The organism is Thioalkalivibrio thiocyanodenitrificans ARhD 1 (assembly GCF_000378965.1).
Lineage (GTDB): Bacteria > Pseudomonadota > Gammaproteobacteria > Ectothiorhodospirales > Ectothiorhodospiraceae > Thioalkalivibrio_A > Thioalkalivibrio_A thiocyanodenitrificans.
The window spans coordinates 2,863,420-2,889,052 of record NZ_KB900536.1 but is presented as its reverse complement, the minus strand read 5'-3'; the positions used below and the strand labels follow the sequence as shown (position 1 = coordinate 2,889,052).

Sequence of the window (25,633 nt, the reverse complement as noted above, 5' to 3'; positions counted from 1 at the left end):
CGGCGGCCGGTTGGGGCAAGATAGGTCTTCCACACCCATACGATTTCCGACCCCCCATGACCGAGAACACACACAGCCGGAGTGACAATCACAACATCACGGTGGATGTGGAAACCGCCTACATACCGGAACAGTCCGATCCCGATCAGTCCCGGTACGTGTTCGCCTACACCGTCACCATACGCAACGAGGGACGCGTACCGGCGAAACTGCTGACCCGCCACTGGGTCATCAACGATTCCAACGGCAAGGTGCAGGAAGTGCGCGGCGAAGGCGTGGTGGGCGAGCAGCCGCACCTCAAACCCGGCGAAGGATTCCAGTACACCAGCGGCACCATGATCGAGACACCCGTCGGCACCATGCAAGGCAGCTACCAGATGCGCGGCGACGACGGCGTGGACTTCGACGCCGAGATTCCGCCTTTCATGCTTTCCATGCCACGCGTTCTCCACTGATCTGAGGTACGAGGTGTGAATTGCGAAGTGGGAACAAAGGCGCTCATACTTCGCACTTCCCAATTCACACTTCCAACTTTCCAAGCCACTTGTCCCTGCGTCATACCTACACCGTTTGGGCCCCGATCTACGACCTGATCGTGGACCGGGCCACGCGCGGCCCGAGGCGGCGCAGTCTGGAGCGCCTCGGTGACGTGCGCGGCCAGGAGATCCTGCTCCCCGGGATCGGATCAGGGCTTGACCTGCCTTTCCTTCCGCCGGGTGCCCGTTATCACGGCATGGATCTGACACCCGCCATGCTCGCGCGTGCACGTCGCGTTGCCGGCTCCCTGGATATCCCCGTCGAGTTGCAGGTGGGCGACGCCATGGCCATGCCGTATGACAGCGGGCGCTTCGACACGATCATCCTTCACCTGATACTGGCCGTGGTGCCGGAACCACGCCGCGCCTTTGCGGAGACCGTCCGCGTCCTGCGCCCCGGCGGCCGGATCCTGATCCTGGACAAGTTCCTGCGCTCCGGCCAGCGGGCCCCGCTGCGACGCCTGGTGAATCCGGTGATCAGCCGGCTGGCCACGCGTACCGACGTGGTCTTCGAGGAACTGCTCGGGCAGCACGACCATCTGCGTGTGATCGAGGACACGCCGGCGCTGGCGGGCGGCTGGTTCAGGCACATCGTCCTTGAGAAGTTGGAAGTGTGAATCGGGAAGTTGGAATTGAAACCAACCATACCTTGCAAGCCGGACATGGTTTGCACCTCGGGGTCACCACTCCAGCCCCGGGCCGTGCTGATCCGGCCGTTTTGCTCCTTCACGAGTCCGGGCGGGTGAAACCGGCAGTGCAGCTCCCGGCGCCCGTGCCCTGCCGGGTGCCTCGGTTGCCATCCCGGGGTGACGCGCATCATGGTGGCGGTCCCTGCCTCACCTGGCCGGATTCATACTTCCCAATTCCCTCTTCCCACTTCAAAATCCCCGCATGAGTGTCTACGCCGTCGGAGATCTCCAGGGTTGTCTCGATCCCCTCAAGCGTCTGCTGGACCGGGTGCGCTTCGATCCCGCCGGGGACCGGCTCTGGCTGGTGGGAGACCTGGTCAATCGCGGCCCCCAGTCCCTGGAGGCGCTGCGGTTTGTGCGTGAACTGGGTGATGCCGCCATCACGGTGCTGGGCAACCACGACCTGCATCTGCTGGCCATCCACCAGGGCGTGCACAAGGTGCGTCGCAGGGACACGGTGCAGGCCATACTCGACGCCCCGGACCGCCACGAACTGATGGACTGGCTGCGCCGCCAGCCCCTGCTGCATCATGATCCGGACCTGCGCTGGACCATGGTGCATGCGGGCCTGCCGCCCCAATGGGATCTGGAGACGGCGCTTGCCTGCGCGAGGGAGGTGGAAGCCGCGCTGCGGGGTGATGATCATGGCCTGCTGCTGGAGCGCATGTACGCGGACAAACCGGATCTCTGGTCGCCGGATCTCAGGGCATGGGATCGGCTTCGCTTCATCATCAACTGTTTCACCCGATTGCGCTACTGCAGCGCGGACGGCCATGTGGACATGGAGCACAAGGGCCCCCCGGGTGACCAGCCGCCCCATCTGATGCCCTGGTTTGCCGTGCCCGGTCGCAGGAGTGCCCGGGAACGCATCGTGTTCGGTCACTGGTCCACACTGGGCCTGTATCAGGCGGATAACGTGCTCGCCCTGGATACCGGGTGCGTGTGGGGTCAGAGCCTGGCCCTGGCACGGCTTGACGGCAACGATGTGGAGATCATGCAGACCGGGTGCGGTTGAGCCTCATCCTGACGGAAGCGGGAGGCGCATTCGTATGCTGAACCGTTCCGGGATTCCTGCCCGGGTTCATTCACGGACGCCCGTCTGTTCAGGATTGCGGGCCACGGTGAACGCCACGAGTGGATGGGCCGGTCGCATTTCAGGAGGATCAGATCATGTCCGATAACCGCAGAAGCCGGATTGTCACCGAGGGCGTCCAGCGCAGTCCGAACCGCGCCATGCTGCGCGCCGTCGGGTTCGACAACGGCGACTTCACAAAGCCCATCGTGGGCGTTGCCAGCGCGCACAGCACCATCACCCCCTGCAACATGGGCATCGGAAACCTCGCCGAACGCGGCGAGGCCGCCCTGCGCGCGGCGGGGGCGATGCCGCAACTGTTCGGTACCATCACCATCTCCGACGGCATCTCCATGGGGACCGAGGGCATGAAGTACTCGCTCGTCTCCCGGGAGGTGATCGCCGACGCCATCGAGACCGTGTGCATGGGTCAGTCCATGGACGGCGTCATCGCCTTCGGGGGCTGTGACAAGAACATGCCGGGCGCAATGATCGCCATTGCGCGCATGAATATCCCGGCAATCTTCGTCTATGGCGGCACCATCAAGCCGGGGCATTACAAGGGCAGGGATCTCACCATCGTATCCGCCTTCGAGGCCGTCGGCAGCCACGCCGCCGGACGGCTGAGTGACGAAGACCTGGCCGGTATCGAACGCAATGCCTGCCCGGGTGCCGGTTCCTGCGGCGGGATGTACACGGCCAACACCATGTCCAGTGCCTTCGAGGCCATGGGCATGAGCCTGCCGTACTCATCCACCATGGCGGCTGAAGACGAGGAAAAGGCCGACAGTGCGGCCCGTTCCGCCGAAGTGCTTGTGGACGCCATCCGCCACCAGCGCCTGCCCCGGGAGATCCTGACCCGCCAGGCCTTCGAGAACGCCATCGCGGTGGTCATGGCCCTGGGCGGATCCACCAATGCAACGCTGCACCTGCTGGCCATCGCACATGCCGCCCGGGTGCCGCTTTCCCTGGACGACTTCGAGGAAATCCGCGGCCGGGTGCCGGTGCTTTGCGACCTGAAGCCCTCGGGACGTTTCGTCACCACCCAGTTCCACCGGGCGGGCGGGATCCCCCAGGTGATGAAGATGCTCCTTGAACGGGGGCTGCTGCATGGCGGCTGCCTGACCATCACCGGCAGAACTGTCGCCGAGACCCTGTCCGACGTGCCGCCCGACCCGCCCGATGACCAGATGGTCATCCGTCCCTGGAACAAGCCGGTCTATGCCAGCGGGCACCTGGCGGTGCTCAAGGGCAATCTGGCGCCCGAGGGAGCCGTGGCAAAGATCAGCGGCATCAAGAAGCCGGAGATCACCGGTCCGGCGCGGGTGTTCGACGCCGAGGAGGCCTGCATGGAGGCCATTCTGGCCGGCCGCATCAGGGCAGGCGACATCCTGGTGATCCGTTACGAGGGCCCCCGGGGCGGCCCGGGCATGCGTGAGATGCTGTCGCCCACCTCGGCGATCATCGGGGCCGGTCTGGGTGACAGCGTCGGGCTGATCACCGACGGGCGCTTCTCCGGCGGCACCTACGGCCTGGTGGTAGGACACGTGGCGCCGGAGGCCGCCGCGGGCGGCGCCATCGCACTGGTACGGGAAGGGGACTCCATCACCATCGATGCGGGCGCGCGCAGGTTGCAGCTCAATGTCTCCGAGGCGGAGCTGGAACAACGCCGCCGGCAATGGACACCTCCGTCCCCCCGTGATACGCGCGGAGTGCTCGCCAAGTACGCACGGCTGGTCGGCTCCGCGTCGAAGGGCGCCGTCACGGACGCGGAGGAATGACGGTGACTCTCCGGATTGCCGTGTTCGGCGGAACCGGCTTTCTGGGGCGCGCAGTGGTGAGCCGCCTGACCGGATCCGGGATCGCCGTACGCATCGTGGCACGGCATGCGGACAGCGCCGCAGGAGAGAACCCGAGCGGGCTCGTGGAGTATCGGGCCGCCGACATCCAGGACGAGGCGGCGGTCAGCGCGGCGCTTCGCGGTGCGGACGGCGCGGTGAATGCGGTCTCGCTCTATGTCGAACGACCGGGCGGCCCGTCGTTCGAGGCGATTCACGTGGAAGGTGCGGGGCGTATCGCCGCTCTGGCCGAACAGGCCGGTGTCGCCTCGCTGGTACACATCTCCGGGATCGGCGCGGACGAGGCCTCGGCCTCGCCTTACGTGCGGGCCCGGGCGCGGGGCGAACGACGGGTACGCAGCGCCTTCCCGGGGGCCGTCATCCTGCGCCCAAGTGTACTGTTCGGCCCCGGCGATGCCTTCCTGCGTTCCCTGGAGATGATCACCCGGCGCCTGCCGGTGGTGCCTCTGTTCGGTCATGGCGGCACTCGGCTGCAACCCGTGTACGTGGAGGATGTGGCCGCGGGTATCGAGCGGGCGTTGCAATCGCCCGAAGCGCGCGGCCGCACCTTCGAACTGGGCGGTGCCGGGATCCATACCTACCGGGAGATCATCGCCATGGTGCTCGATCATCTGCACCGCCGGCGCCTGCTGGTCCCCGTGCCCTTTGCCGCATGGCACCTGCTGGTCACCCTCGCATCCATACTGCCCGGACCGCCGTTGACGCGTGATCAGGTGATTCTCATGGAAACGGACAACATCGTGGGCCATGGCATGAGTGGCTTCAGTGACCTGGGCCTCACGGCACGTGCCATGGAACCGCTGCTCGGGATCTGCTTCGATGCCCGGACATGATTGTCGTCCGGACAGGCGTTGGGCCAGCATCAGGATCCGAACACCGCGGTGTGTCCTGATGCGCCGCCGGCCTGCCGGGCCTGACCGGCGCATCGGGGGCGGTGCCCGCCGGGAGACCGGCGGGATGAAGCCGTCACACCAACTTGCAGGGCAAGGATCGATTCCGACATGACAGGTTCGCCCCGGCTGCCGGATTTCCTGATCGTCGGCACCATGAAATCCGGCACGTGCTCATTGCGTGATTCACTGAGGATGCATCCCGACATTCATATGCATCCCAGGGAAGTGCACTTCTTCAATCGCGACGAGAACTACGCCCGCGGCCTCGAGTGGTACTCGCAGTGCGTGACCGCGGGCCTGGACGGCCAATCTGCCGCGACCACCCTGATCGGCGAGAAGACACCCGCGTACAGTTGCATTCCCGGTTGCGCACAACGCATCCGTTCAGCCATCCCGGATGCCCGACTGATCTGGATATTTCGGGACCCGGTCCGCCGGGCCTACTCCCACTACCTGCATCGGCGCCGCACGGGCTATGAACTGAGGTCTCTGAGGGCGGCGCTGGCACGCGAGCCCGCCCGCGTAAAGGCCCACGGCCCGGCAACCGGTTACGTCGAGCGTGGCAAGTATGTCGTGCAGATCGAAGAATATCTGCGCTGGTTCCCCCTCAGCCAGATGCATTTCGTGCTGTTTGAACGGTTCATTGCCGATCCGGCCACCGAGCTGGGCCGGATCACCGATTTCCTCGGGCTGCCGGGTTTCGCGGCCCACCCGCCGCGCCTGCATTCGCACCCTTCCCGGTCGCCGGGTCTGGTCCCGGGGGTCTGGCTGGCCCGCAAGGTCTTCGGCAAGGGCCATCGGGTCCATCGCCTGGCCATGAAACTCGGCGACGCCGTCCCGGGTCGCCGACCCGCGTTCCCCGACGACATCCGGCGGGACCTGGCCGAGCGTTTTGCCCCCTTCAACCACAGGCTTGCGGAACTGACCGGCCTTGACCTGAGTCCGTGGCGAAGCCCATAGCCACGGCGGACCGATGAACCGGGCCCGGGCGTCCCCCCGGCGCCATCGACACCGTTTCACAACCGCGGCCGGCAGGATCTGTCATCAGGACGTCGTTCACGCGTGTCATGGATCCCGATCTTTCCGGGCAGTTTGCTCAGCGTGTCGGAGGCCCGGAGGAACGGAGAGGCCGCGTCGCAACGGCAGACCTCCACGAGCAGCCGGCCCGGAAACAGCCTGTCGTATCGCCTCTGATTCCACTAGAATCGGCACTATCAGTCATTATCTCATCCAATAAGAAGCCAACCAAACATCTGCCATGCCTATAAAGAAAGTCTCCTGTGATCAGCTTGCCATCGGCATGTATGTGGCCAGTCTCGACCGGCCATGGACCGAGACACCCTTCATGTTTCAGGGTTTCGAACTTCACACTCAACAGGACATCGACGAGTTGTGCAGGCACGCCCGCTATGCGTATGTCATCGTTCCTGATGAAGAGATCGAACTGACGAGGAAGGGTTCCGGGCGTACGGAGACGCACGCGACGTCCACCATTCTCCACCAGACCACCTATGTGGATTCCGTCCCCGTCGACAGGGAGATCAGCGAAGCCAAACCCTCGCAGGAAGTGTTCGGGGAACTTTTCTCGGAGGTCGAATCCCTGGTCCGGGTAGGCAGGCCTGTCTCATTCGAGATCTTTCAGCAGCCTGCGAAGAACCTGGTCAACAGCATCACTCGAAACCCCGACGCCTATATCTGGCTCACGCGCCTCAAGAAATTCGACTCCTACCTGTACAAGGATTCACTGACCGCTGCGGTCTGGGCAACCGCCCTGGGCAGGAAGCTCGGCATCGCGGAGCAGGAGCTTCAGAACCTCGCCATCGGCTGCCTGTTGATGGACATCGGGAAACTGCGACTGCCAACGGCAATCCAGCACAAGACCGGGCGCCTGAGTGATGAAGAATGGGAGCTGATGAAGAGCCATGTCGAACTGGGCGTGAAGCTTCTGGCGGAAAGCGCCGATTACCCGCCCGAGGTCCTGAACATCGTGCGCACCCACCATGAACGGCTCGATGGCTGCGGCTACCCGGACGGACTCACGGGCGGCCATATTCCCTTGTTCGGGCAGATCGCGGGCATCGTCGACCAGTACGTGGCAGTCACCCGGCCGCGGCCGTTTGCGGATGCGATTTCCCCGTCAAAGGCTGAAGAGATGCTGTACAAGCAGAGAGGGAAGCTGTTTGACGAGATGCTGGTCGAGTACTTCATCCAGACCCTGAGCGCCTACCCGACCGGTTCACTGGTTGAACTCAGTTCCGGAGAAGTCGCCATCGTCCAGTCCCAGAACTCGGGCCGCAACCTGAGACCGAATGTCATCCTGCTGCTTGATCCGAGCAAGCAGCCGTACGGGGTCTATCCGCTGGTCAATCTGGATACCTACAGCAAGGACGATCTGCCGGTGAGGATCGTCAGGACCCTCGCCGCCGGCGAGTATGGCATCGATATCGAGGAGTTGCCGATCTAGCTGTGTAACCCCAACAGGTTGGTCATCCGGCTGGTTGCTGCGATGCAGGGTTCTTCCCGTAGGAGCCCGGTCCTCCGGGCGAAGAATGATCCACCGGTGCCGGGCTGGATCGCCCAGGGGACTGGGCTCCTACGCAGCGGGGCTGCGCTCCCCCACCACCACGGCACGCACCGCCTTACGGGCCGCGTCCGCCAGACCGCGGCGGTCCTGTTCCGTCGTCGGAATGGGTTCAAGGAAATGCACTTCCACGTCCAGGCGCGGCTCGGCCAGCACCCGCAGCAGATGGGGAAACAGCACGGCACCCCCGTGATACGGCGCCGGGGTGGGACGCCCGTCCGGCGCGGGAAGGTAACGAAGGGCCACCGGCTGGATGGGGCTGCCGGTGGCCTGGGCGGCGGCCAGCAGGCGGGGATGGAATCGGCGCACGTCGGTTCCGTCGGTGGTGGTCGCCTCGGCGAACACGTGCACCCGGCGGCCGCGGACCAGCTCCGCGGATATGCGTTCGGTGACCGCGGCCGCCGCGTGGGCCCCGCGGCGGATGAACAGGGTGCCGGCGCGTGTGGCGAACCAGCCAATCAGCGGCCAGCGGCGAATCTCCTCCTTGGACAGGAAACCCACCGACGCGAGCCCGCCCAGTACCGGGATGTCCAGCCAGGAGACGTGATTGGACACCGTCAGCACCGGTCCGGCCGCCGGTACGCCCCGGACATGGACCCGAACGCCGGCGATGCGCGGGACACGCGCGAGCCACCAGCGCACGGCCCGCTCGAATCGGCCCCGGGGTGCGCCTCCGTCGCGCTGATGACCCAGCAGCACCACCACCGCGATACCGACGCCCATGTGGACGAGCAGCAGCACGAGCCTGCGGGTGATTCTCAATGCCTTCATGGACCCACCCGTGTTGTTCGGGCAACGGGCCATTGAGCAGCGACGCTGATCTCCCGCATCTTTTCGCATGAGAAGCGTATCAGGTCGCTCAGTGTCCGGGTCATGAATTCTCCGTCAATGCAAATGGGCCTTTCATTCCAGATCGGGTCATGTCGGCGCATGTATTCTAACGGTACGCACGGCCCGCACATACACCGACTTCCAATGGGAAACACGAGGTGCGGCAGGCCCGCCACACGCGCCGAAGACACGAGCAGGCGCCGGGGAGCGCAAACCTGCCAGGGGGTTCACAGGCAAGACGTTCGGGTGGCTTGCGAAACATACAAAGCACAATGCGCGCGGGATGTGTAGCCCGGTTGACGAATCGCGACATCCGGGCTGTGAACGGCGATACCCCCGGCGTTGCAGGAGCCCCCGGGATGCACAACCCACTGAGATCACACCCGGTCGGCTCGTTTAGGCACGATCCGGCACAGGAAGCTCTTTAGGTTCGAATGATCCGACAGGGGGTCCCGCTGTCGCTCGTCCGTCAGGAAGTTCACCGACTGCCAGGGGTGGAAGGGCTGGCTGGCATCCCAGCCGATGGGCACGTAGACCGCGTCTTCCCGGATACCCGGGTACACCCACGCCCGCGCGTCGATCCGACCGTGAGCGGTTTCCACGCTCACCTCCTCCCCGTCCGCGATGCCCAGGCGTTGCGCCCTGGCGGGATGGATCTGGACGTAGAGATCCGGCCACATCTCCTGTGCCTGCCATGCGTAATGGGTCCAGGAATGGAAATGCGGCGCGGGCGGGCGCCCGGTGATCAATTCGGTGTCAAAGCCCCGCGACGCCAGTGTCCTGGCCGGCGCATCATCGTTCGGCTGGGTGATCTCCACGGGCCGCGTGTACACCTCGCCCTTGGCGAAGGAATTGCGGACGGGGACTGCATCGCCGGCCTGCGGTCGCACGTAGGGCAGATCGATCAATTGCTCGGCGTCGCTGTAGAACTCGGGCAGTGCCGACAAGCCCAGCGCCCTGAAGCGGGCATCCAGGGACTGGGTCCAGAACTCGAGACTGCCGCTCGGCGTCGGGAAGCGGTGCCCTTCCGGATGCCCTGTCGCCGTCGTGCCTTCCAGGTGCAGGGTCTCGATTTCCGGGGCATCCTCGTCCACCAGCGGCGTGCGCACCCAACGCCACGGCACCGAGTGCAGCCGCTTTTGCGTGCACCCGCGCATCCACACATGATCGATGCACATCTCGTCCCAGAAGCGCGCCGCATCCTTGTACTCGTCGCGCAGCACATCATCGAAACCGAAACGCTTGCCCAGCTCGATCCAGATCCATCCGTCCGGCCGCGCCTCACCGGGCGGATCGACCACCTTGTCGATCCAGATCACGCGCCGGTCCTCGCTGGCCCGCCCGATCTCGCCCTTCTCCACGCCCGTCGCCGCGGGCAGGATGTAATCCGCATACGCGCTGGTCTCGTTCCTGAACAGCTCGATGTGCACAAGCAGATCGAGCGCCCTGAATGCCTCGCGCACCCGAGCCTGGTTCGGCCATGCCGTGAGCGGGTTGTTGGCCGTGATCACCGCCCGCATCGGGTAGGGGTCGCTGTTGACCATGGCATCCAACCAGCCGGTCGGATTGGTGGCCAGCATGGGACGCTGCCCCCCGGCCCTGCGATGCCGGGGCGCATCTGCGAGTACGGGCGACGGCGTGCCGAAATTGAAATACGTTCCGCCCCTGCGGCCCATATTGCCGGTGATCGCCGCCAGGAAGAGCAGGGTGCGGTTGGTCTGGGTGCCGTTGCTGTGCTGATTGATGCCGCGGGCCCCGAACATCACGCAGCCGTCCGCCGAAGCGATCTCCTCCGCCAGATCGCGGATGGCCTGCGCATCGATGCCGGTAACGGGCGCTGCCCACTCCGGGGAATACCCCCTGGCGAACAGATGTTCGCGCCACTCGCGCCAGCCAAGCACCCAGTGTTCGCAAAAGTCCGCATCGTGGAGCCCGGCTTCGAGGATGTGATACGAGAGCGCCAGCGCCAGAGCCATATCGGTACCCGGGCGGATCGCCAGCCACAGGTCCGCCTTGCTGGCAGTGACCGTCAACCGGGGATCGACCACCACCATCCGCGCCCCGTTCTTGAGCCGCCAGTCGTTGATCATGCCGAAGTGCACCGGGCGCGACTCCGCCTGGTTGTCGCCGAAGTAGACGTAGAGCGCGGCGCTGCCCAGATCGCCGGGCGTGTAGCTGTTGCCGCTGCCGGCAATGCCCAGGGTCGCCTCGAAGGCCACGTTCTTCGACTCCGAACAGAAGGCCTCGGTATCCGCGAAGTTGGGCGTGCCCCACAGCTGGGTGAACAGCCGGATATAGCCCTTGCGCGTCAGCGTACCGGTGCGCGTACCCGCGAAGATGCCCAGGGCCTCCGGTCCGTGCTCTGCCCGGATGGCGTTCAGTCGGGCGGCGATCTCGTCCAGCGCCTGGTCCCATCCGATGGGCTCGAATCGGCCCTCGCCCCGCGCACCGACCCGCTTCAGCGGCTGCGTCAGTCGATCGTTACTGTTGTAGAGCTGGAGCAGGAACTGCGATTTCGGGCAGACCTTGCCGCGCCACAGCGGATCCGCCTCGTTGCCGGTGACGCGCACGACGCGGCCGTCTTTCAGGTGATACTCGGTGGGACAGCAGTTGAAGCAGATGTTGCAGCCCCCGGCCACCACCGCGTCGGGTTGGCGATCCTCGCGGCCTGCGCGAAACGGAAACGCGATGGACTTCGGTTGAAGCTTCGCCCTCTGCTTCGGATCATCCACAACCGCAGGGCGGCGACGGCCCTCGACGGAGAAGCCATCCGCCTTCGGTGCGACTGCCGCTTGCGCTGCGCCGGCCGCCGGTCGATCGAGCCGCTCCAGAAAGATGTTGGCGGGGCCGAGCAGGAAGGCGTCGTGATCCACCGTGCGACGCCCGGCCTCGGCCACGGTCTTCAGATGATCCGCGCGATCGCCGAAGGAGATTGCCTCGGCCGGACAGACGGTTGCACAGGCGGGTCGCAGACCCGCCCCCCTTCGTTCGCTGCACAGATCGCACTTGACGGCGTGGTGATCGATCGGATCGTAGCCCATGGCGCCATACGGGCAGGCCACGACACACTCGCCGCATCCGGTGCAGCGGGACTCGTCCACGCTCACCACCCCCGTGTCCGGATGCTTGCTGATGGCCTTGGGGTTGACCGGGCAGGCACGCAGGCAGGCAGGGCGCTCGCAGTGCTGGCAGGAGAGCGTCAGGAAATCGAGGGCCGGCTCGGTCTCGCCGCCGAGCCAGATGACCCGGTTGCGGTTCTCGCCCGGACCGAGACCGTGCTCCGCCTTGCAGGCGGCCTCACAGCTCTTGCAGCCGATGCAGCGCTCCAGGTCAATCATCAATGCCAGTTGCATGACCGCTTCACTCCCGTGGCATCACCTGCCGCCCAGATGCCACCAGTAGATCTCGCCCTCCCCGGCCACGTAACCGGGCAGAAATGTCACCAGCACCACGTGGGCAACCAGCGCGGCGAGAAACAGCCAGGCGAGCACGATATGAGCAGGCCGCCAATAGGCCTGCAGGGGCGGGACCGAGGCCCGCTGGCCGGTCAGGGCAGCCTCCCGCCACACCAGGCGCTGATAGGCCAGGGAGAGCCGGGGGGCGCGGACCCAGTGGCGCAGCGTTACCGAGAACAGGGCTTCGGATGCCTGCGGATCCAGTTTCCCGAGCAGGGCATCCTTTTCCCGGATGATCTGGCGCAGCGCATTCTTCAGCTCGGGCGGGACCGGCCGGAACGGGGCGGACTTGCTCCCGAAGGTTGCGGCCATGGGCCCTGACAGATACACCCGCCCGACCATCCCCGTCACCACCAGCAGCGCGAGGCAGACCACCATGAACAGCGGCGGCCCCCGCAGGCTGGCCGCAGCGTGCATCCCCACCAGAAACATGCCCGCCGTGCTCGCCACCACATGCAGCACATACAAACGATTCGGGACCGCGCTCAGCCCGGTGCGCTTGCCCAGCCAGAGGGCAAACGGTGACAGCAGCAGGATGGAACCCAGTATCGCCGCAGACTGCAACACCGGTGAGCCGGGCCGCTGCCAGGCCTCGGGCAGGAGTGGCCGAATCAGCAGATAGCCGACCAGGAGAAGACACAGACCTGCCAGGAGTCCGATCAGGGCGTGACTGGACAGATCCGGGCGTGCGGCGGGTAAACGGTGCTGCCTGCCTGCATTTGCGGGCATCGGAATGTCCTTGGGGGATGTCTGCAAGCTGACCTCCGGGTAAGTGGCCCGTGATCGGCGAGGCCGGGGCACGGGGACCCTCGCCCGGGCCGTTCGAGTCTACCTTGTGCGCCGGCAGGTCACCACTTGCCGGCCCGGCGGGAGACCCCAGCGTATCAGCATCCGGACAGGGTGCGGCAATCCCCGAGAAGCTGTCCTGCCGGCGATCCTCTCTCTTGACTGACTGACCGGCCGGTCAGTATCCTTCCCGCCTTCCCCGCCATTCACGGGACGCCGACCATGCCTGAGAGCACCGAGACCAACGCCCCCGAGACACCTCCCGGCCAGGCGGTATCACGCATACTTCGGGCCGCCCTGGACCTGTTCTCCAGCCAGGGATTCGATGCGGTCTCCATGAACGCCGTGGCGAACGCCGCGGGCGTCAGCAAGGCCAACATTTTCCACCACTTTCGCAGCAAGCATGAGCTCTACATCGCGGCCCTGCGAGAGGCCTGCCGGGAGTCCCGGGACGAGCTGGAGGCGCTGAACCTGGAGGATGGCTCCATCGGCGAGCAACTCGCCGATTTCGCCGTGAAGCACCTGGCGTCCATGCTGGACAACGCGCGGGATACCCGCCTGATTCTGCGCGAGGTGCTGGAAAACGCGCCGGGGCGGGCCGAGGAGCTGGCCCGGGACGTCTTCCACGACGGCTTCGATCGCCTGGTGGAAACCGTCCGCCTGGGCCAGCGGCGCGGTGAACTTGACCGCGACCTGCCGCCGGCCTTCATCGCGGTCATGATGCTCGCGGCCAACGTGTTCTTCGCGCAATCCCAGGATGTGCTGCGCCACCTGCCCGGCGTGGACTTTGCCGATGACCCGAAACGTTACAGCCGGATGTACATGCAGGTGCTGCTCCGTGGCGCGGGGCGGGCCGCCACATAGAACCGTACCCGTCAAGCACCACAAGGATCTCTCCATGAAATCCCTCAGCCCCCTGTTGATCGCCCCCCTGCTGCTGATTGGCCTGGTTGCCTGTGGCCCGGAACCGGACAACGGTGCGGAGCAGGAACGGCCGCGCGGCACCACCATCACCGCCGAAGCGGTGACCATCGACACGGTACGCATCACCGAGGAGACGCTCGGCACCGTACGTACCACCGCGGCACCCACCGTTGCCGCGGAGGTGGCCGCGCGCATCGTGGAGATCATGGTGGACGAGGGCGACGCGGTGGCAGCCGGCGAGCTCCTGGCACGGCTGGACGACGGTGACTTCCGCCTTGCGGCGCAACGGGCCCGTGCGGAGATCTCACGGCTCGAGGCGCTGATCGAGAACCAGCAGCGCCAGGTGACGCGCAACCGCCAGTTGCTGGAACGCAACATGGTCTCCGAGAGCGACCTGGACAACGCTCTCGCCGAACTGCGCGCCCTGGAGGGCCAACTGGCTTCCACCCGCGCCGAGCTGGCGCAGGCGGAGCGCAATATCGAGCGCACCCGCGTGAAGGCCCCGGTGGACGGCCGGGTGGAAAGCCGCGAGGCGGACGTGGGCGGCTGGGCGGGCCAGGGCACCCCCCTGTTCCGGATTTCCACCGACCGGCTGCTGCGCGCCCAGTTGCCCTTCCCGGAATACGTTGCCGACCGGCTGCGCACCGGACTGACCGTGGAACTGATCTCACCGGTGGCCCGCGACCAGCAGGTGGACGGCACCATCACGGAAATCCGCCCCATGCTGGGCAGCAGCACACGCTCCGTGATGATCATCGCCGAGTTTGACAACCCGGGCGGCTGGCGTCCCGGCGCCAGTGTCAACGGACGGGTGGTGCTGGAGACCCGCGAAGAGGCCCTGCTGGTGCCGGACATGAGCATCGTGCTGCGGCCCGCGGGCAGCGTGGTGTACGTGATCGAGAACGATACCGCCCGCCAGCGCGTGGTGCGCACCGGGGTGCGCACCAACGGCATGATCGAGGTGCTTGACGGGCTTGAAGCCGGTGAACGGGTGGCGGTTGACGGCGCCGGATTTCTCACCGACGGAGCGCCCGTGAACGTGCCGGAGCCCGACTGATGACGCTGCCTGAACTATCGATCAGCCGCCACGTCCTGGCGTACATGATGAGCGCCGTGCTGGTGCTCTTCGGTCTCATCTCCATGGACCGGCTCGGCGTGGACCGTTTCCCGTCCATCGATTTCCCGGTGGTGTCGGTGACGACCGTGCTCACCGGCGCCAACCCGGACGTGGTGGACGCGTCCATGACCAGCATCATCGAGTCTTCGGTCAACAGCGTGCCGGGTATCGACTCGGTGCAGTCGTCCTCCTCGCCCGGCGTGTCGGTGGTGGCCATCACCTTCAACCTCAACAAGGACATCGATGTGGCCTTCAACGAGGTCCAGGCCAAGGTGAACCAGGTGCTGCGCCAGCTACCGGCCGACGCCGACCCCCCGGTGGTGGCCAAGGTGGAGACCGACGCCTCCCCCATCATGTGGATCGCGCTGCAGGGTGACCGCACCCAGCAGCAGCTCAACCAGTACGCCCGCAACGTGGTACGCAAGTCCCTGGAAACCATCGACGGCGTGGGCGAGGTGCGCCTGGGCGGACGGCGCGACCGCACCATCCGGGTGAATCTGTACCCGGAGCAGCTCTCGTCCCTGGACCTCACGGTGCAGGACATCATGGAGGCCTTCGAGCGCGAACACTTCCAGCTTCCCGGCGGCTTCCTGGTGGGTGAACGCACCGAGCGGCTCATCAAGCTGGATCTCGAGTATCACAATCCCCGTGACCTGGAACGCCTGGTGATCGAACACCGTGGCGGCACCACCATCCGGCTGCGGGACGTGGCCACCGTGGAGGACGATCTCGAGGACTTCCGGCGCCTTGCCCGCTTCAACAGCGAACCCACCGTGGGGCTCGGCATCGTCAAGGTGCCGGGCAGCAACACCATCGCCATCGTCAACGAGGTGAAGAAGCGACTGGCCGAGGAGATCGAGCCTCAGCTCCCGCCGGGCATGCATCTTTCCATCGCCTCGGACCACTCGGTGTTCATCCTGGACATGATCTACGCCCTGCTGGACAAGATCGTGCTCGGCACCCTGCTGGCGGCGCTGGTGGTGCTCATCTTCCTGAAGAACTTCCGGGCCACGATCATCATCGCCACTGCCATTCCGGTGTCGCTGCTGGGCGCCGTGGCGGCCATGTACTTCTTCGGCTACACATTCAACTCCATGACCCTGCTGGCGCTGCTGCTGCTCATCGGCGTAGTGGTGGACGATGCCATCGTGGTGCTGGAGAACATCTACCGCCATCGGGAGACCATCGAGCCCGATCCGATCCAGGGCGCCCTGCTGGGCACCAACCAGGTGGTGTTCGCCATCCTCGCCACCACGCTTTCCCTGGTCGCCATCTTCGCGCCCGTGGTGTTCATGGGCGGCATCATCGGCCGCTTCTTCGAATCGTTTGCCGTGGTGGTGGCGGTGGGCGTGCTGATCTCCTACTTCGTCGCGGTGACCCTGACCCCCATGCTGTGCTCCCGATTCCTGCGGGTCAGTCCGTCACACGGCCAGCTCTACAACCTGTTCGAGCGCGGCTTCCAGGTGATGGACAAGACCTATCGCCGGCTGCTCGACGCGGCCCTGGGCCATCGCCTGATCACCCTGCTGATGGCGGCACTGATCGTGCTCTCCAGCGGGTGGTTCTTCGCCAACATCGGCAAGACCTTCGTGCCCGAGGAGGACGAGAGCCGCTTCATGGTGTTGCTGCGCACCCCGCTGGGATCGGGGATCGAGTACACCGACAGCCGGTTGCGCATGGTGGAGGAGATCCTGGCCGCGGAACCCACCGTACGCACCTACTTCTCCGCCATCGGACTGGGGGATCGCGGCCAGGTGAATCAGGCCCTGGCGTTCGTGCGCATGAAACCCACCGGCGAGCGTGACGAACGCCAGCAGGAGGTGGTCGCACGCATGAACGAGAAGATCGCCCGGATCCCCGGTGTACGCGGTTTTGCCGGTCCGGTCCCCTTCATCGGTGGACAGCGGGGCGAGCCCCTGCAGTTCGTGGTGCGCGGCCCCGACATCAACCAGGTGGCCGAGCACGCCCGGCGCATCCGTGACCGACTGACCGAGGAGCACCCGGAGGTGGGGCGCATGGACCTGGACCTGCAGCTCGATCTGCCCCAGCTGGTGCTCAACGTGGACCGTGAGCGCACCGCGAGCCTGGGGCTGTCCACCCGGGACGTGGCCATGGCCGCCAACGTCCTGGCCGGCGGGGTTGACGTGGCCAAGTACAACGACGAGCCCGGCGACGGCGAACGCTACGACGTGCGCCTCAAGGCCGCCGAGGGGCGCCTTGAACAACCGCTGGACATGCGCCGCATCTTCCTGCGCAACGAGACCAACGACATGGTGCGCCTGGACACGGTGGCCCGTTTCGACGAGGCGCTGGGGCCCGCGGTGATCAGCCGTTTCAACCTCCAGTACGCCGCCAACTTCTACGCCACCCCGGAAATACCCCTGGCCGATGCGGTGGACACGGTGGAACGCGTGGCCGGGGAGGAGCTTCCGCTCGGCTACACGGTCCGCATGCTGGGCGAGGCGGAGGAGTTCGAGAAGACCGCCGGCTACATCACCTTCGTGTTCGTGGTGGCAACGGTGCTGGTGTTCATGGTGCTGGCCAGTCAGTTCAATTCATTCATCCAGCCGCTGATCATCATGGTCGCCCAGCCGCTGGCCATCATCGGGGGGCTCGTCGCCCTGTGGGCCACGGGAAACACCCTCAACATCTATTCCATGATCGGCATGGTGCTGCTGGTAGGCCTGGTGGCCAAGAACTCCATCCTGCTGGTGGACCTCACCAACCAGTTGCGTGAACAGGGCAAGGGCGTGGACGAGGCCCTGCGCGAGGCGTGTCCCATCCGAATGCGCCCGGTGGTGATGACCTCGCTGACCCTGATCCTCGCCCTTTCGCCGGCGGCTACCGGTGCGGGGGCGGGCAGTGACACCGTGGGCCCGCTCGCGGTGGCGGTCATCGGCGGCATGATCAGCTCCACCCTGCTGGCCCTGGTGGTGGTGCCGGTGGTCTATTCCCTGATCGAGAACTGGCTGGAAAGGCGGCAATTCTCGACGGTGCAGGCGTGACGTTGAAGTGAGAAGCGGGAATTGGGTGGACCGCAGGTTGGGTTCGCGCTACTCACCCCAACCTGCGGCGGCTACGGCAGTTTTCGGGTCGGAGACACGACCCGCAACGAATGGCGGAGTCGCGGATGACACCACCGTTCGCGGTGAAGTGGCCGCCCCTGGCAAAGGGCTGCCGCCCCGACCGCGCTTACCGCATCGCACTTGCCAGTTCCCAACTCCCACTTCAAAGCCGCCTCACGGCAGGGCCGGAAAGGCGAAATCCGGCATGTCGCCCGTGAGGGCGTGCATGAAGGCCACCAGATCGGCCACCTCTCCGTCCGGCAGTTCCAGGTTCAGCATTTCGCGGCCCATGACCCGGGTCGCCTCGTCCAGCGTCGCCACCTGCCCGTTGTTGAAGTAGGGATAGGTGACCGCCACGTTGCGCAGCGTGGGGGTACGGAAGGCGTGACGGTGGTGTTCTTCACCGGTCACCAGATAGCGACCGAGATCCGTGGAGCCCGGGACCTGGATGCGGTGAAACTGGCTGTCGCTGAGCGCCGGCCCGCGATGGCAGGCCACGCAGCCCCGGTCCACGAAGGCACGCATGCCGCGCTTCTGCTGGTCGGTCAGCGCCTGCTCGTCACCGGCGAGGTAGCGGTCCAGAGGCGAGTTGGGCGTAATCAGGGTACGCTGGAAGGATGCCAGGGACTTGGCCACGTTGTCGGCGTTGATGGGATCGTCACCGCCGAACACCTCGGCAAACATCTCCTTGTACACGTCAAATTCCTTGAGTCGCTGCACGGCCTCGTCCAGGGGCATGGCCATCTCGATATCCGCCTCGATGGGGCCAAGCGCCTGCTCCTCCAGCGTGGCGGCGCGACCGTCCCAGAACTGGGAACCCAGGAAGGCGGCGTTGAGCACCGTGGGGGTGTTGCGCTCGCCCACCTGACCCAGGTGACCCACGGCCAACGGGATTCGGTCGGTGAACCCCAGGGCCGGGTTATGGCAGGTGGCGCAACTGATGATGCCGCTGGCCGAGATCCGCGGCTCGAAGAACAGCATCTTGCCCAGCTCCACCTTGATGGCCGTCTGGGTGTTGTCCGCCGGGATCGGCGCGATGGAGGGGATGGGCTCGAACATCGCCTTGTAACTTGCCATGTCATGGCTGTCCGCCACGGCAGCACCGAGGCTCAGGCCCAGCGCAAGACCGGCTGCAATTGTCAGCGGGCGTTGGAGTTTCATGTAAGACTCCTGATTGTTTGATTGAAGGAAACGGCGAGGAAACTGGACTTAGACTAAATCCAGATCGGGCCTGCCCTCTTGACCTGGATCAAGCGATGGCCCTGAACAATACATGGGTATGGACCGGCGCCAGGCGCCGGTCCGCACGCGCTTACCCGATGATAGGAGAGATCACGAATGCTTTCTCCGGATGACCTGTTTACCCTGCCCATGTACTTCGATCTGGGCGCCGTATTCGTCTTCGCGCTTTCGGGCGTGGTGGTAGCCATCCGCAAGGGCTACGACATCGTGGGCATGTTCTTTCTGGCACTTGCCACGGGCGCGGGCGGCGGTCTGATCCGCGATGGCCTCTTCCTGCAGCAGGGGCCGCCCCTGTTCGCCACGCAACCCGCCTACCTGGGAATGATCGTACTCGCCATGCTCCTCGGTCTGATGTTCGGGGATCATCCCTTCTTCAACCGGCGCGGTGTCGCCATCATCGATGCAGCCGGTATCGGCGGATTCGCGGTGGTGGGGATCGAGCTGTCACTGGTCGCCGGGCTCGGCGTGCCGGCCGCCCTGCTGGTGGGCATTATCAACGGGGTGGGCGGCAGCGTGATCCGTGACGTGCTGGCGGGCGACCCGCCGCTCATCCTCAGGCCGGGGCAGTTCTACGCACTGGCGGTGGTGGGCGGAAGCGGGGCCTACATGGCCATGACCCAGTGGCTGGACCTGGCCGTTGCGCTGGCGGGCTGGCTCACCATCTTCCTCACCTTTGCCATCCGCATCCTTTCCATCGAGCTCAACTGGAGCACGCGCCCGGTGAGCCGTGAGGGGTGGGTGCGCTTTCTCAGACGCAAGAAGGAATGACGTGTAGGAGCGGCGACCCCGCCGCGAACCGACGCGGTCTGATCAGGCAAATATGTTCGGCCCGGGGTCGGGCCTCCTACAGGGGTCTGCGGTAACCGCCCGGAACGCCCTCGGGACTCAGCACGACCTGCCAGAGCTGAACCTTCCGGGCACGGAAGGCGCCTGCGCAGGCCTGCAGGTAGTATTCCCACATGCGCTTGAAGCGCTCGTCGAACTCGCGGGACAACTCGGGCCAGGCCGCCTGGAAACGCTCGTTCCAGGCCATGAGCGTCCTGTCGTAGTCGGCGCCGAAGTTGTGCACGTCCTCCATGACGAACAGATCCTCCGCCGCCTCTGCGATCTGACCCATGGACGGCAGATCCCCGTTGGGGAAGATGTAGCGGTCGAGCCAGGGATCCGGTGTGCTGTGGCGCCGGGTCTTGCCGATGGTGTGCAGCAGGAACAGCCCGCCGTCCTTGAGACAGCGGCGCGCGACCTCGAAAAAACTCCGGTGGTTCTTGTGTCCCACGTGCTCGAACATCCCGACGCTGGCAATGTGATCGAAGGGCTCGTCCACTTCCCGGTAGTCCATGAGGCGAAACTCCACCGGCAGGCCCTTGCAACGCGCTTGGCCGTAGGCCGCCTGCGATCTGGAAACGGTCACGCCCACGCACTCCACCCCATAGCGCTCGGCGGCAAACTGCATGAAGCTGCCCCAGCCGCAGCCGATGTCCAGCACACGCTGGCCGGGTCTGAGATCCAGCTTGCGGCAGATCATATCCAGCTTCGCCGCCTGGGCTTCGTCCAGGCTGGATGCGTTCTCCCAGTAGCCGCAGGTGTAGGTCATGCGGCGATCGAGGATCCTCTCGTAGAAGGCGTTGCCCAGATCGTAATGCGCCTCGCCCACCTGCCATGCCCGGCGTCCGTTCTGCAGATTGAATAGACGGTGGCGCAGGAAATGCAATGCAAACCGCACCGAACGGGCCACCTCCCGGTCCAGCTGCGCACCCAGCACGCGGGTGAAGAATTCGTCCAGGCGCTCTGCCGTCCAGTGGCCGTCCATATAGCTCTCGCCCAGACCCAGACTCCCGTAGGCCAGCACCCGCTCCGGCACGTCATCCCGTTTGAGAACCAGGTCCCACGGACGGTCGCCGTTGACGCGGACGCCGGCCCTGGCGAGCAGTTCGGTCATGATCCCCAGGGCGCCCTCGAGCGGACCCTGATCCGAACGTCCGGCTTCCGGTGCCCGCCGGATACCCGGACCGCCACCCGGGTGCCTGCTGTGTTCACGGAGACCCTGCTGCGACATGTCAAACCGCCTCCCTGCCACAACCTCTGGCATCAGCAACGTGGGCGAACTCCTTAGGACTATAGACCCTGACAACCGATCGTAAAGTCGCGATCACCCAAGTTGATGATAGCCATGGCCTATTGCAGCGCCCCCCGCCGATCGCCCCACGCCAGCATCGCCGGGGTAACCAGCAGGGTCAGCGGCGTCGCCACCAGCAGGCCGCCGGAGATGGCGGTGGCCAGCTGGACCCAATACTGTGTGGAGGGCGCGCCGATGCTGAAGTCCCGGCCGGTGAGGTCGACGGTGAGCGTGAGCACCATGGGCAACAGGCCGAGGATGGTGGTGATGGCGGTCAGCAGTACCGGGCGCAGGCGCTGGGCGCCGGTGCGCAGCGCCGCCTCCACCGTATCCAGCCCCTGGCGGCGCAGCACGTTGTAGGTGTCGATGAGCACGATGTTGTTGTTCACCACGATGCCGGCCAGCGCGATCACCCCCACGCCGCTCATGACGATGCCGAACGGCTCCTGGCGCAGGAGCAGGCCCAGCAGCACACCGGCGGTGGAAAACACAATGGCGGACAGCACCAGAACGGCCTGGTACAGACTGTTGAACTGGGTGACCAGGATCAGGAACATGAGAAACAGGGCCAGCACGAAGGCCAGTTCCAGGAAACTCACGGCCTCGGCCTGTTCCTCGGCCTGGCCCCGGAAACGCAGCTCGACCCCCTCGGGCAGGGGCTCCGCGTCCAGGGCCGTGCGAAGGCGCGTCACCTGGTCGTCGACGAGCAGGCCGGGGGCGGCGTCGGCACTCACCGTGAAGGCGCGCCGCCCGTCCACGCGCTTGATGATGCCGGTCCTGGGCGCGGGCCTGAATTCCACGAAGTTGTTGATCGGCACCAGACCGTAGGCGGTGGGCACCCGCAGGTTCACCAGCTGCGCCAGGTTGCGCTCGTCGAAGGGGAAGCGCACCCGGATATCCACCTCCTCGTCGGCGTCGTCGGGCCGGTAACCGCCGAGCCGGATGCCCTGGGTGAGCATCTGCACCGCATTGCCCAGCAGACCGATGTCCGCGCCGTACCGGGCCGCCTCCCGGTGATCCACTTCCACGCGCAGCTCGACCCCGGGCAGTGACCGGTCGTCCTCCACGTCCACGAAACCACCCAGGCGGTCCATGGTGTCGCGCAACCGGCCCACCTCCCCGGACAGGACGCCGGCATCGCGTCCGGAGATCTCCACCTGGATGGGTTTTCCCGTCCCGGGACCGCTCTCCTGTTCCCGGAACTGCAACACCATGCCGGGAAGGTCAGCAGTTGCCTCGCGCAACCGGGCCAGAATCTCGGCGGCGGGCGGGCGCAGACGCCAGTCCACCAGTTCCACCTGGATGACCCCGATCACGTCCTCGGCATAATCCGCCAGGAGCCGCTGCGCGGGGCTGCCGATGGTGCGGGCGTAGACGGTCTCGATCTCCGGCACGTCCAGCAGACGGGCTTCCACCCGGCGCACCAGGGCATCGACCTCCCATACGGACAGATCCCCCCGGGCCTGGATCTGGACCTGGGCGAAACGCGGCTCCACGTGGGGGAAGAACTCCACGCCGCGACCGAACTGGCCGTAGGCCGCATAGCCCGCGACCACCAGGATCAGGGCCACGGACGCGGTCTGGCCCGGATGGGCCACCAGGCGGCGCAACAATCCCACGTACCGGGCGGTGAATCCGTCGATGTGCTCGAAATCCCCCCGCTCGGCCGCCCGGATACGCTCCACCTGCGCCGGGCGGCTGGCGTCCCTGGCGCCCACCAGGCTGCCCAGCACGGGGATGAAGACCAGCGCCATGAGCAGGGAGGCGGTGAGGGTCACCAGCACCGTGGCCGGCAGGTAGAACATGAATTCGCCCACCATGCCCGGCCAGAAGAGCATGGGGAAGAACACCGCGAGCGTGGTGAGCGTCGAGGCGATGATGGGCCAGGACATCCTCACCGCCGCGCTCCCGAAGGCCTCGCGCCGATCCATGCCCTCGGCCAGATAGCGATCCGCCTGCTCCACCACGACGATCGCCCCGTCCACCAGCATGCCCACCACCAGGATCAGCGAGAAAAGCACCACGATGTTCAGCGTAAAGCCCATGAGGTGGATGGCCAGGATCCCGCCCAGGAAGGCACCCGGAATGGCCAGCCCTACCAGCCAGGAGGAGCGCCCGCCCAGCGCCGCCACGATGGTAAGCATGACCAGCACGATGGCCAGGAGGACGTTGTTCTCCAGGTCCCCCAGCAGGTCGGCGATGTCATCGGCCATGTTCTGCAGATGATCCATGCGCACCGCCTCGGGCCAGTCCGCCCGGGCCGCCTCGATCACCGCCAGGGCATCGTCCACCGTGTGGATGATGTTCGCGCCGCCGCGCTTGCGGATCTCCAGGGCCACCGCCGGCTGGCCGTTGATGCGGGCAAAACCGTCCGGATCCTTGAAGGTGCGCCGGCCGGTAGCCACGTCGCCGAAGGTGACCACCGTGCCCGCATCCACCATCACCGGCAGGTTGAGCACGTCCTCCAGGGACTCGATCACGCCGGGCACCTTGAGCGCCACCCGTCCCGCGCCCGTGTCTATTGCACCAGCGGCCACCAGCCGGTTGTTGCGCTCGATGGCCTCGATCAGTTGCTGATAGGGGATGCGATACGTCTCCATCACCAGGGGATCGGCCATCACCTCCAGCACGTCCTCCCGATCGCCGCCGATGTTCACCTCCAGCACCCCGGGCAGGGCCTCCAGCCGGTCGCGCAGATCCCGGGCGATGCGCACCAGGGTACGCTCGGGCACGGGGCCCGAAAGTGCGGTGGTAAGCACCGGGAACATGGACAGATCCACCTCGATCACCTGCGGCTCGTCGGTGCCCGGCGGCAACTGGCTTCTCACGAGGTCCACCTGCTCGCGCACATCCGCCAGGGCCTGACGGTTGTCGTAACCCGGTTCGAAATCCAGGCGGATGAGGGCGAAACCCTCGCCGGCGCGGGACTGGAGTTCCTTCAGGCCCGCCACCGGCTGCAGCTCGCGCTCCAGCGGGCGCACCAGCAGCCGTTCGCTGTCCTCCGGCGAGATGCCGGAATAGGTCACCGAGACAAAAAAGATGGGGATGTCGATGTCCGGCGCCGCCTCCTTGGGGATGGAGACGTAGGCCATGCCGCCCGCGGTGAGGATCAGCAGCAGGATCAGCAGGACCGTGCGGGCGCGATCCAGGGCCGCCTGGATCAGGGTCTTCATGGGGACGCGGCCGCCGGCTCTTCCACCACCCGCACGGGCTCGCCCGCATTCACGAAACCCTGCCCGATGGTGATGATGCGTGCGCGCTCGGGCAGGCCCGTCACCCAGATTCCCTGCACGTCGGCACGCACCGCCTCGATCTCGTGAAAGGCCACCCGGTCCTCATCATCCACGGTCTTGACCCCCAGACGCCCCCGGTCATCCAGGGCCACCAGGGCGGGCGAAATGCGATGGGCCATCACCTGCTGCACCGGGATGCGCACCTGCACGCTCACCCCGGAGGGCAGACCGCGGTCGGGGTTGGGCACGGTGATCTCCACCCGGAAGGTGCGGGTGGCGGTGTCGGCCCGGGCGGAGATGTATCGCACCTCACCCTCGTGCTCGCTGCCGTCCACGAACAACACATGGGCCGTACCACCCACGCTCACCCGGTGCACGCTGTGCTGAGGCACCTGCACCACGGCGCGCAACGGATTGTTCTCCAGCACCTCCGCCACCGGGTCGCCCCTGCTGACGAAATCCCCCACCTCCGCGTAACGATGGTTGATCACCCCGGCGATGGGTGCACGGATACGGGTGTTGGCGATGTCCAGGCGAATGGCCTCCAACTCCGCCCGGGCCGCCTCCAGTTCAGCCAGCGCCGTTTCCACACGCAACTGCGCCTGCAGCCCCTCCTGGGCCAGTTGCCGTGCAGCCCGGTAATCGGTCTCGCGCCCCGCCACCGCCGCCTCCGCCCGGCGCAGCCGCGCCTCCCGGTCGTCCATGGCGATCCGGGCGATCTCGTCTCCGGCATTGACCGCCTGCCCAAGGGTCACGGGCAGCGACGCGATCCGCCCCGATGTCTCCGCGCGCACCGACACGCGCTGATCCGCCTGCACCTCGCCCTGAAGACTCAGCAGGCGCTCCACCGGCCCCGCCTCGCTCTCCCTCACCGCCACGGACATGGGTGCGGCCTCCGCCCGTTCGTTGATACGCGGGGGCTCCCGGGTGAGCACCCCGCTCAGGATCCACGCGGCCAGGAGCAGGGCGGCCCCCGCGATGATCAGTGCGGACCGGTTTCGGGAGACGAAGGACATGGATGACAGTCTAGCCGCTGAAGCTCACGGCGGCATTGACGGGGCTCAGGGGGTATTGACGTGAAACGGCTGTTTTGGCCACAGAGGTCACAGAGGACACAGAGGAAAGACTTTGAGCGGTGGTAGGTTGGGGTGAGGAACGAACCCCAACACGCCGAGGCCCGGGAGACCTCTGCCATGTTGGGGTTCGCTGTGCTCACCCCAACCTACGACCCTGT

General features: G+C 66.1%; 18 protein-coding genes. 11 read left to right on the top strand and 7 right to left on the bottom strand.

Going from position 1 to position 25,633, the window contains the following annotated elements; genetic code table 11:
• Nucleotides 1–56 precede the first annotated feature (56 nt).
• The 7 genes from apaG (at nucleotide 57) to THITHI_RS0113585 (ending at nucleotide 7,513) form a co-directional block, all read left to right on the top strand.
• Nucleotides 57–455 (top strand): Co2+/Mg2+ efflux protein ApaG, encoded by a 399-nt coding sequence (gene apaG, locus THITHI_RS0113615; RefSeq protein WP_018233664.1) that lies wholly within the window; start codon nucleotides 57–59, stop codon nucleotides 453–455.
• 89 nt (nucleotides 456–544) lie between these two features.
• Nucleotides 545–1,153, top strand: coding sequence for a class I SAM-dependent methyltransferase (locus THITHI_RS0113610; protein WP_018233663.1), 609 nt, complete (start codon nucleotides 545–547; stop codon nucleotides 1,151–1,153).
• 274 nt (nucleotides 1,154–1,427) lie between these two features.
• On the top strand, nucleotides 1,428–2,240 hold the full coding sequence (locus tag THITHI_RS0113605; protein WP_018233662.1) for a symmetrical bis(5'-nucleosyl)-tetraphosphatase: 813 nt from the start codon (nucleotides 1,428–1,430) through the stop codon (nucleotides 2,238–2,240).
• A gap of 152 nt (nucleotides 2,241–2,392) precedes the next feature.
• Entirely contained in the window at nucleotides 2,393–4,078 is a 1,686-nt protein-coding gene (gene ilvD, locus THITHI_RS0113600; protein WP_198005651.1) for a dihydroxy-acid dehydratase, read from the top strand.
• Nucleotides 4,075–4,989, top strand: coding sequence for a complex I NDUFA9 subunit family protein (locus tag THITHI_RS0113595; protein ID WP_018233660.1), 915 nt, complete (start codon nucleotides 4,075–4,077; stop codon nucleotides 4,987–4,989). Before ilvD ends, THITHI_RS0113595 begins: the two co-directional genes overlap by 4 nt.
• Before the next feature lie 168 nt (nucleotides 4,990–5,157).
• On the top strand, nucleotides 5,158–6,009 hold the full coding sequence (locus THITHI_RS0113590; protein ID WP_018233659.1) for a sulfotransferase domain-containing protein: 852 nt from the start codon (nucleotides 5,158–5,160) through the stop codon (nucleotides 6,007–6,009).
• 298 nt (nucleotides 6,010–6,307) lie between these two features.
• Nucleotides 6,308–7,513, top strand: coding sequence for an HD-GYP domain-containing protein (locus THITHI_RS0113585; RefSeq protein ID WP_026186346.1), 1,206 nt, complete (start codon nucleotides 6,308–6,310; stop codon nucleotides 7,511–7,513).
• 129 nt (nucleotides 7,514–7,642) lie between these two features.
• Here the strand turns inward: THITHI_RS0113585 and THITHI_RS21105 are convergent, their stop codons facing one another.
• The 3 genes from THITHI_RS21105 to THITHI_RS0113570 form a co-directional block, all read right to left on the bottom strand.
• The gene (locus tag THITHI_RS21105; protein ID WP_033337249.1) at nucleotides 7,643–8,401 is read right to left on the bottom strand and encodes a lysophospholipid acyltransferase family protein; all 759 of its coding nucleotides are present in this window, start codon (nucleotides 8,399–8,401) and stop codon (nucleotides 7,643–7,645) included.
• Between the two features lie 437 nt (nucleotides 8,402–8,838).
• Entirely contained in the window at nucleotides 8,839–11,814 is a 2,976-nt protein-coding gene (locus THITHI_RS0113575) for a molybdopterin-dependent oxidoreductase (protein WP_018233656.1), read from the bottom strand.
• A gap of 21 nt (nucleotides 11,815–11,835) precedes the next feature.
• Nucleotides 11,836–12,645, bottom strand: a complete 810-nt coding sequence (locus tag THITHI_RS0113570; RefSeq protein WP_018233655.1) for a hypothetical protein — start codon at nucleotides 12,643–12,645, stop codon at nucleotides 11,836–11,838.
• A gap of 279 nt (nucleotides 12,646–12,924) precedes the next feature.
• Here THITHI_RS0113570 and THITHI_RS0113565 point away from each other — a divergent pair, with 279 nt between their 5' ends.
• Genes THITHI_RS0113565 through THITHI_RS0113555 form a run of 3 tightly spaced genes read left to right on the top strand, consistent with a single transcriptional unit; the run spans nucleotide 12,925 to nucleotide 17,748 of the window.
• Nucleotides 12,925–13,566, top strand: coding sequence for a TetR/AcrR family transcriptional regulator (locus THITHI_RS0113565; RefSeq protein WP_018233654.1), 642 nt, complete (start codon nucleotides 12,925–12,927; stop codon nucleotides 13,564–13,566).
• Between the two features lie 34 nt (nucleotides 13,567–13,600).
• Nucleotides 13,601–14,683, top strand: a complete 1,083-nt coding sequence (locus THITHI_RS0113560; protein WP_018233653.1) for an efflux RND transporter periplasmic adaptor subunit — start codon at nucleotides 13,601–13,603, stop codon at nucleotides 14,681–14,683.
• Complete coding sequence (locus THITHI_RS0113555) at nucleotides 14,683–17,748, top strand: efflux RND transporter permease subunit (protein ID WP_018233652.1); 3,066 nt, start codon at nucleotides 14,683–14,685, stop codon at nucleotides 17,746–17,748. The genes THITHI_RS0113560 and THITHI_RS0113555 overlap by 1 nt, the downstream gene beginning before the upstream one ends.
• A 234-nt stretch (nucleotides 17,749–17,982) precedes the next feature.
• On the opposite strand, the gene THITHI_RS0113550 is transcribed toward THITHI_RS0113555, so the two are convergent.
• Complete coding sequence (locus THITHI_RS0113550) at nucleotides 17,983–18,969, bottom strand: cytochrome-c peroxidase (RefSeq protein WP_018233651.1); 987 nt, start codon at nucleotides 18,967–18,969, stop codon at nucleotides 17,983–17,985.
• A 177-nt stretch (nucleotides 18,970–19,146) separates the two neighbouring features.
• Here THITHI_RS0113550 and THITHI_RS0113545 point away from each other — a divergent pair, with 177 nt between their 5' ends.
• A complete protein-coding gene (locus THITHI_RS0113545; protein ID WP_018233650.1) occupies nucleotides 19,147–19,818 on the top strand; it encodes a trimeric intracellular cation channel family protein in 672 nt (223 codons plus the stop codon).
• Between the two features lie 76 nt (nucleotides 19,819–19,894).
• Here THITHI_RS0113545 and cfa read toward each other — a convergent pair whose 3' ends face one another.
• The 3 genes from cfa to THITHI_RS0113530 all read right to left on the bottom strand — a co-directional run bounded on the left by cfa (nucleotide 19,895) and on the right by THITHI_RS0113530 (nucleotide 25,415).
• The gene (cfa, locus tag THITHI_RS0113540) at nucleotides 19,895–20,989 is read right to left on the bottom strand and encodes a cyclopropane fatty acyl phospholipid synthase (RefSeq protein ID WP_156820646.1); all 1,095 of its coding nucleotides are present in this window, start codon (nucleotides 20,987–20,989) and stop codon (nucleotides 19,895–19,897) included.
• A 236-nt stretch (nucleotides 20,990–21,225) separates the two neighbouring features.
• Nucleotides 21,226–24,339, bottom strand: coding sequence for an efflux RND transporter permease subunit (locus tag THITHI_RS0113535; protein ID WP_018233648.1), 3,114 nt, complete (start codon nucleotides 24,337–24,339; stop codon nucleotides 21,226–21,228).
• Complete coding sequence (locus THITHI_RS0113530) at nucleotides 24,336–25,415, bottom strand: efflux RND transporter periplasmic adaptor subunit (RefSeq protein ID WP_018233647.1); 1,080 nt, start codon at nucleotides 25,413–25,415, stop codon at nucleotides 24,336–24,338. The genes THITHI_RS0113535 and THITHI_RS0113530 overlap by 4 nt, the downstream gene beginning before the upstream one ends.
• Nucleotides 25,416–25,633 lie beyond the last annotated feature (218 nt).

Bases quoted from the DNA above. Each gene is read 5' to 3' on its own strand.
- apaG (WP_018233664.1), top strand. From the start codon at position 57: ATGACCGAGAACACACACAGCCGGAGTGACAATCACAACATCACGGTG.
- THITHI_RS0113605 (WP_018233662.1), top strand. From the start codon at position 1,428: ATGAGTGTCTACGCCGTCGGAGATCTCCAGGGTTGTCTCGATCCCCTC.
- THITHI_RS0113595 (WP_018233660.1), top strand. From the start codon at position 4,075: ATGACGGTGACTCTCCGGATTGCCGTGTTCGGCGGAACCGGCTTTCTG.
- THITHI_RS0113590 (WP_018233659.1), top strand. From the start codon at position 5,158: ATGACAGGTTCGCCCCGGCTGCCGGATTTCCTGATCGTCGGCACCATG.
- THITHI_RS0113585 (WP_026186346.1), top strand. From the start codon at position 6,308: ATGCCTATAAAGAAAGTCTCCTGTGATCAGCTTGCCATCGGCATGTAT.
- THITHI_RS21105 (WP_033337249.1), bottom strand. From the start codon at position 8,401: ATGAAGGCATTGAGAATCACCCGCAGGCTCGTGCTGCTGCTCGTCCAC.
- THITHI_RS0113575 (WP_018233656.1), bottom strand. From the start codon at position 11,814: ATGCAACTGGCATTGATGATTGACCTGGAGCGCTGCATCGGCTGCAAG.
- THITHI_RS0113570 (WP_018233655.1), bottom strand. From the start codon at position 12,645: ATGCCCGCAAATGCAGGCAGGCAGCACCGTTTACCCGCCGCACGCCCG.
- THITHI_RS0113565 (WP_018233654.1), top strand. From the start codon at position 12,925: ATGCCTGAGAGCACCGAGACCAACGCCCCCGAGACACCTCCCGGCCAG.
- THITHI_RS0113560 (WP_018233653.1), top strand. From the start codon at position 13,601: ATGAAATCCCTCAGCCCCCTGTTGATCGCCCCCCTGCTGCTGATTGGC.
- THITHI_RS0113555 (WP_018233652.1), top strand. From the start codon at position 14,683: ATGACGCTGCCTGAACTATCGATCAGCCGCCACGTCCTGGCGTACATG.
- THITHI_RS0113550 (WP_018233651.1), bottom strand. From the start codon at position 18,969: ATGAAACTCCAACGCCCGCTGACAATTGCAGCCGGTCTTGCGCTGGGC.
- THITHI_RS0113545 (WP_018233650.1), top strand. From the start codon at position 19,147: ATGCTTTCTCCGGATGACCTGTTTACCCTGCCCATGTACTTCGATCTG.
- cfa (WP_156820646.1), bottom strand. From the start codon at position 20,989: ATGACCGAACTGCTCGCCAGGGCCGGCGTCCGCGTCAACGGCGACCGT.
- THITHI_RS0113535 (WP_018233648.1), bottom strand. From the start codon at position 24,339: ATGAAGACCCTGATCCAGGCGGCCCTGGATCGCGCCCGCACGGTCCTG.
- THITHI_RS0113530 (WP_018233647.1), bottom strand. From the start codon at position 25,415: ATGTCCTTCGTCTCCCGAAACCGGTCCGCACTGATCATCGCGGGGGCC.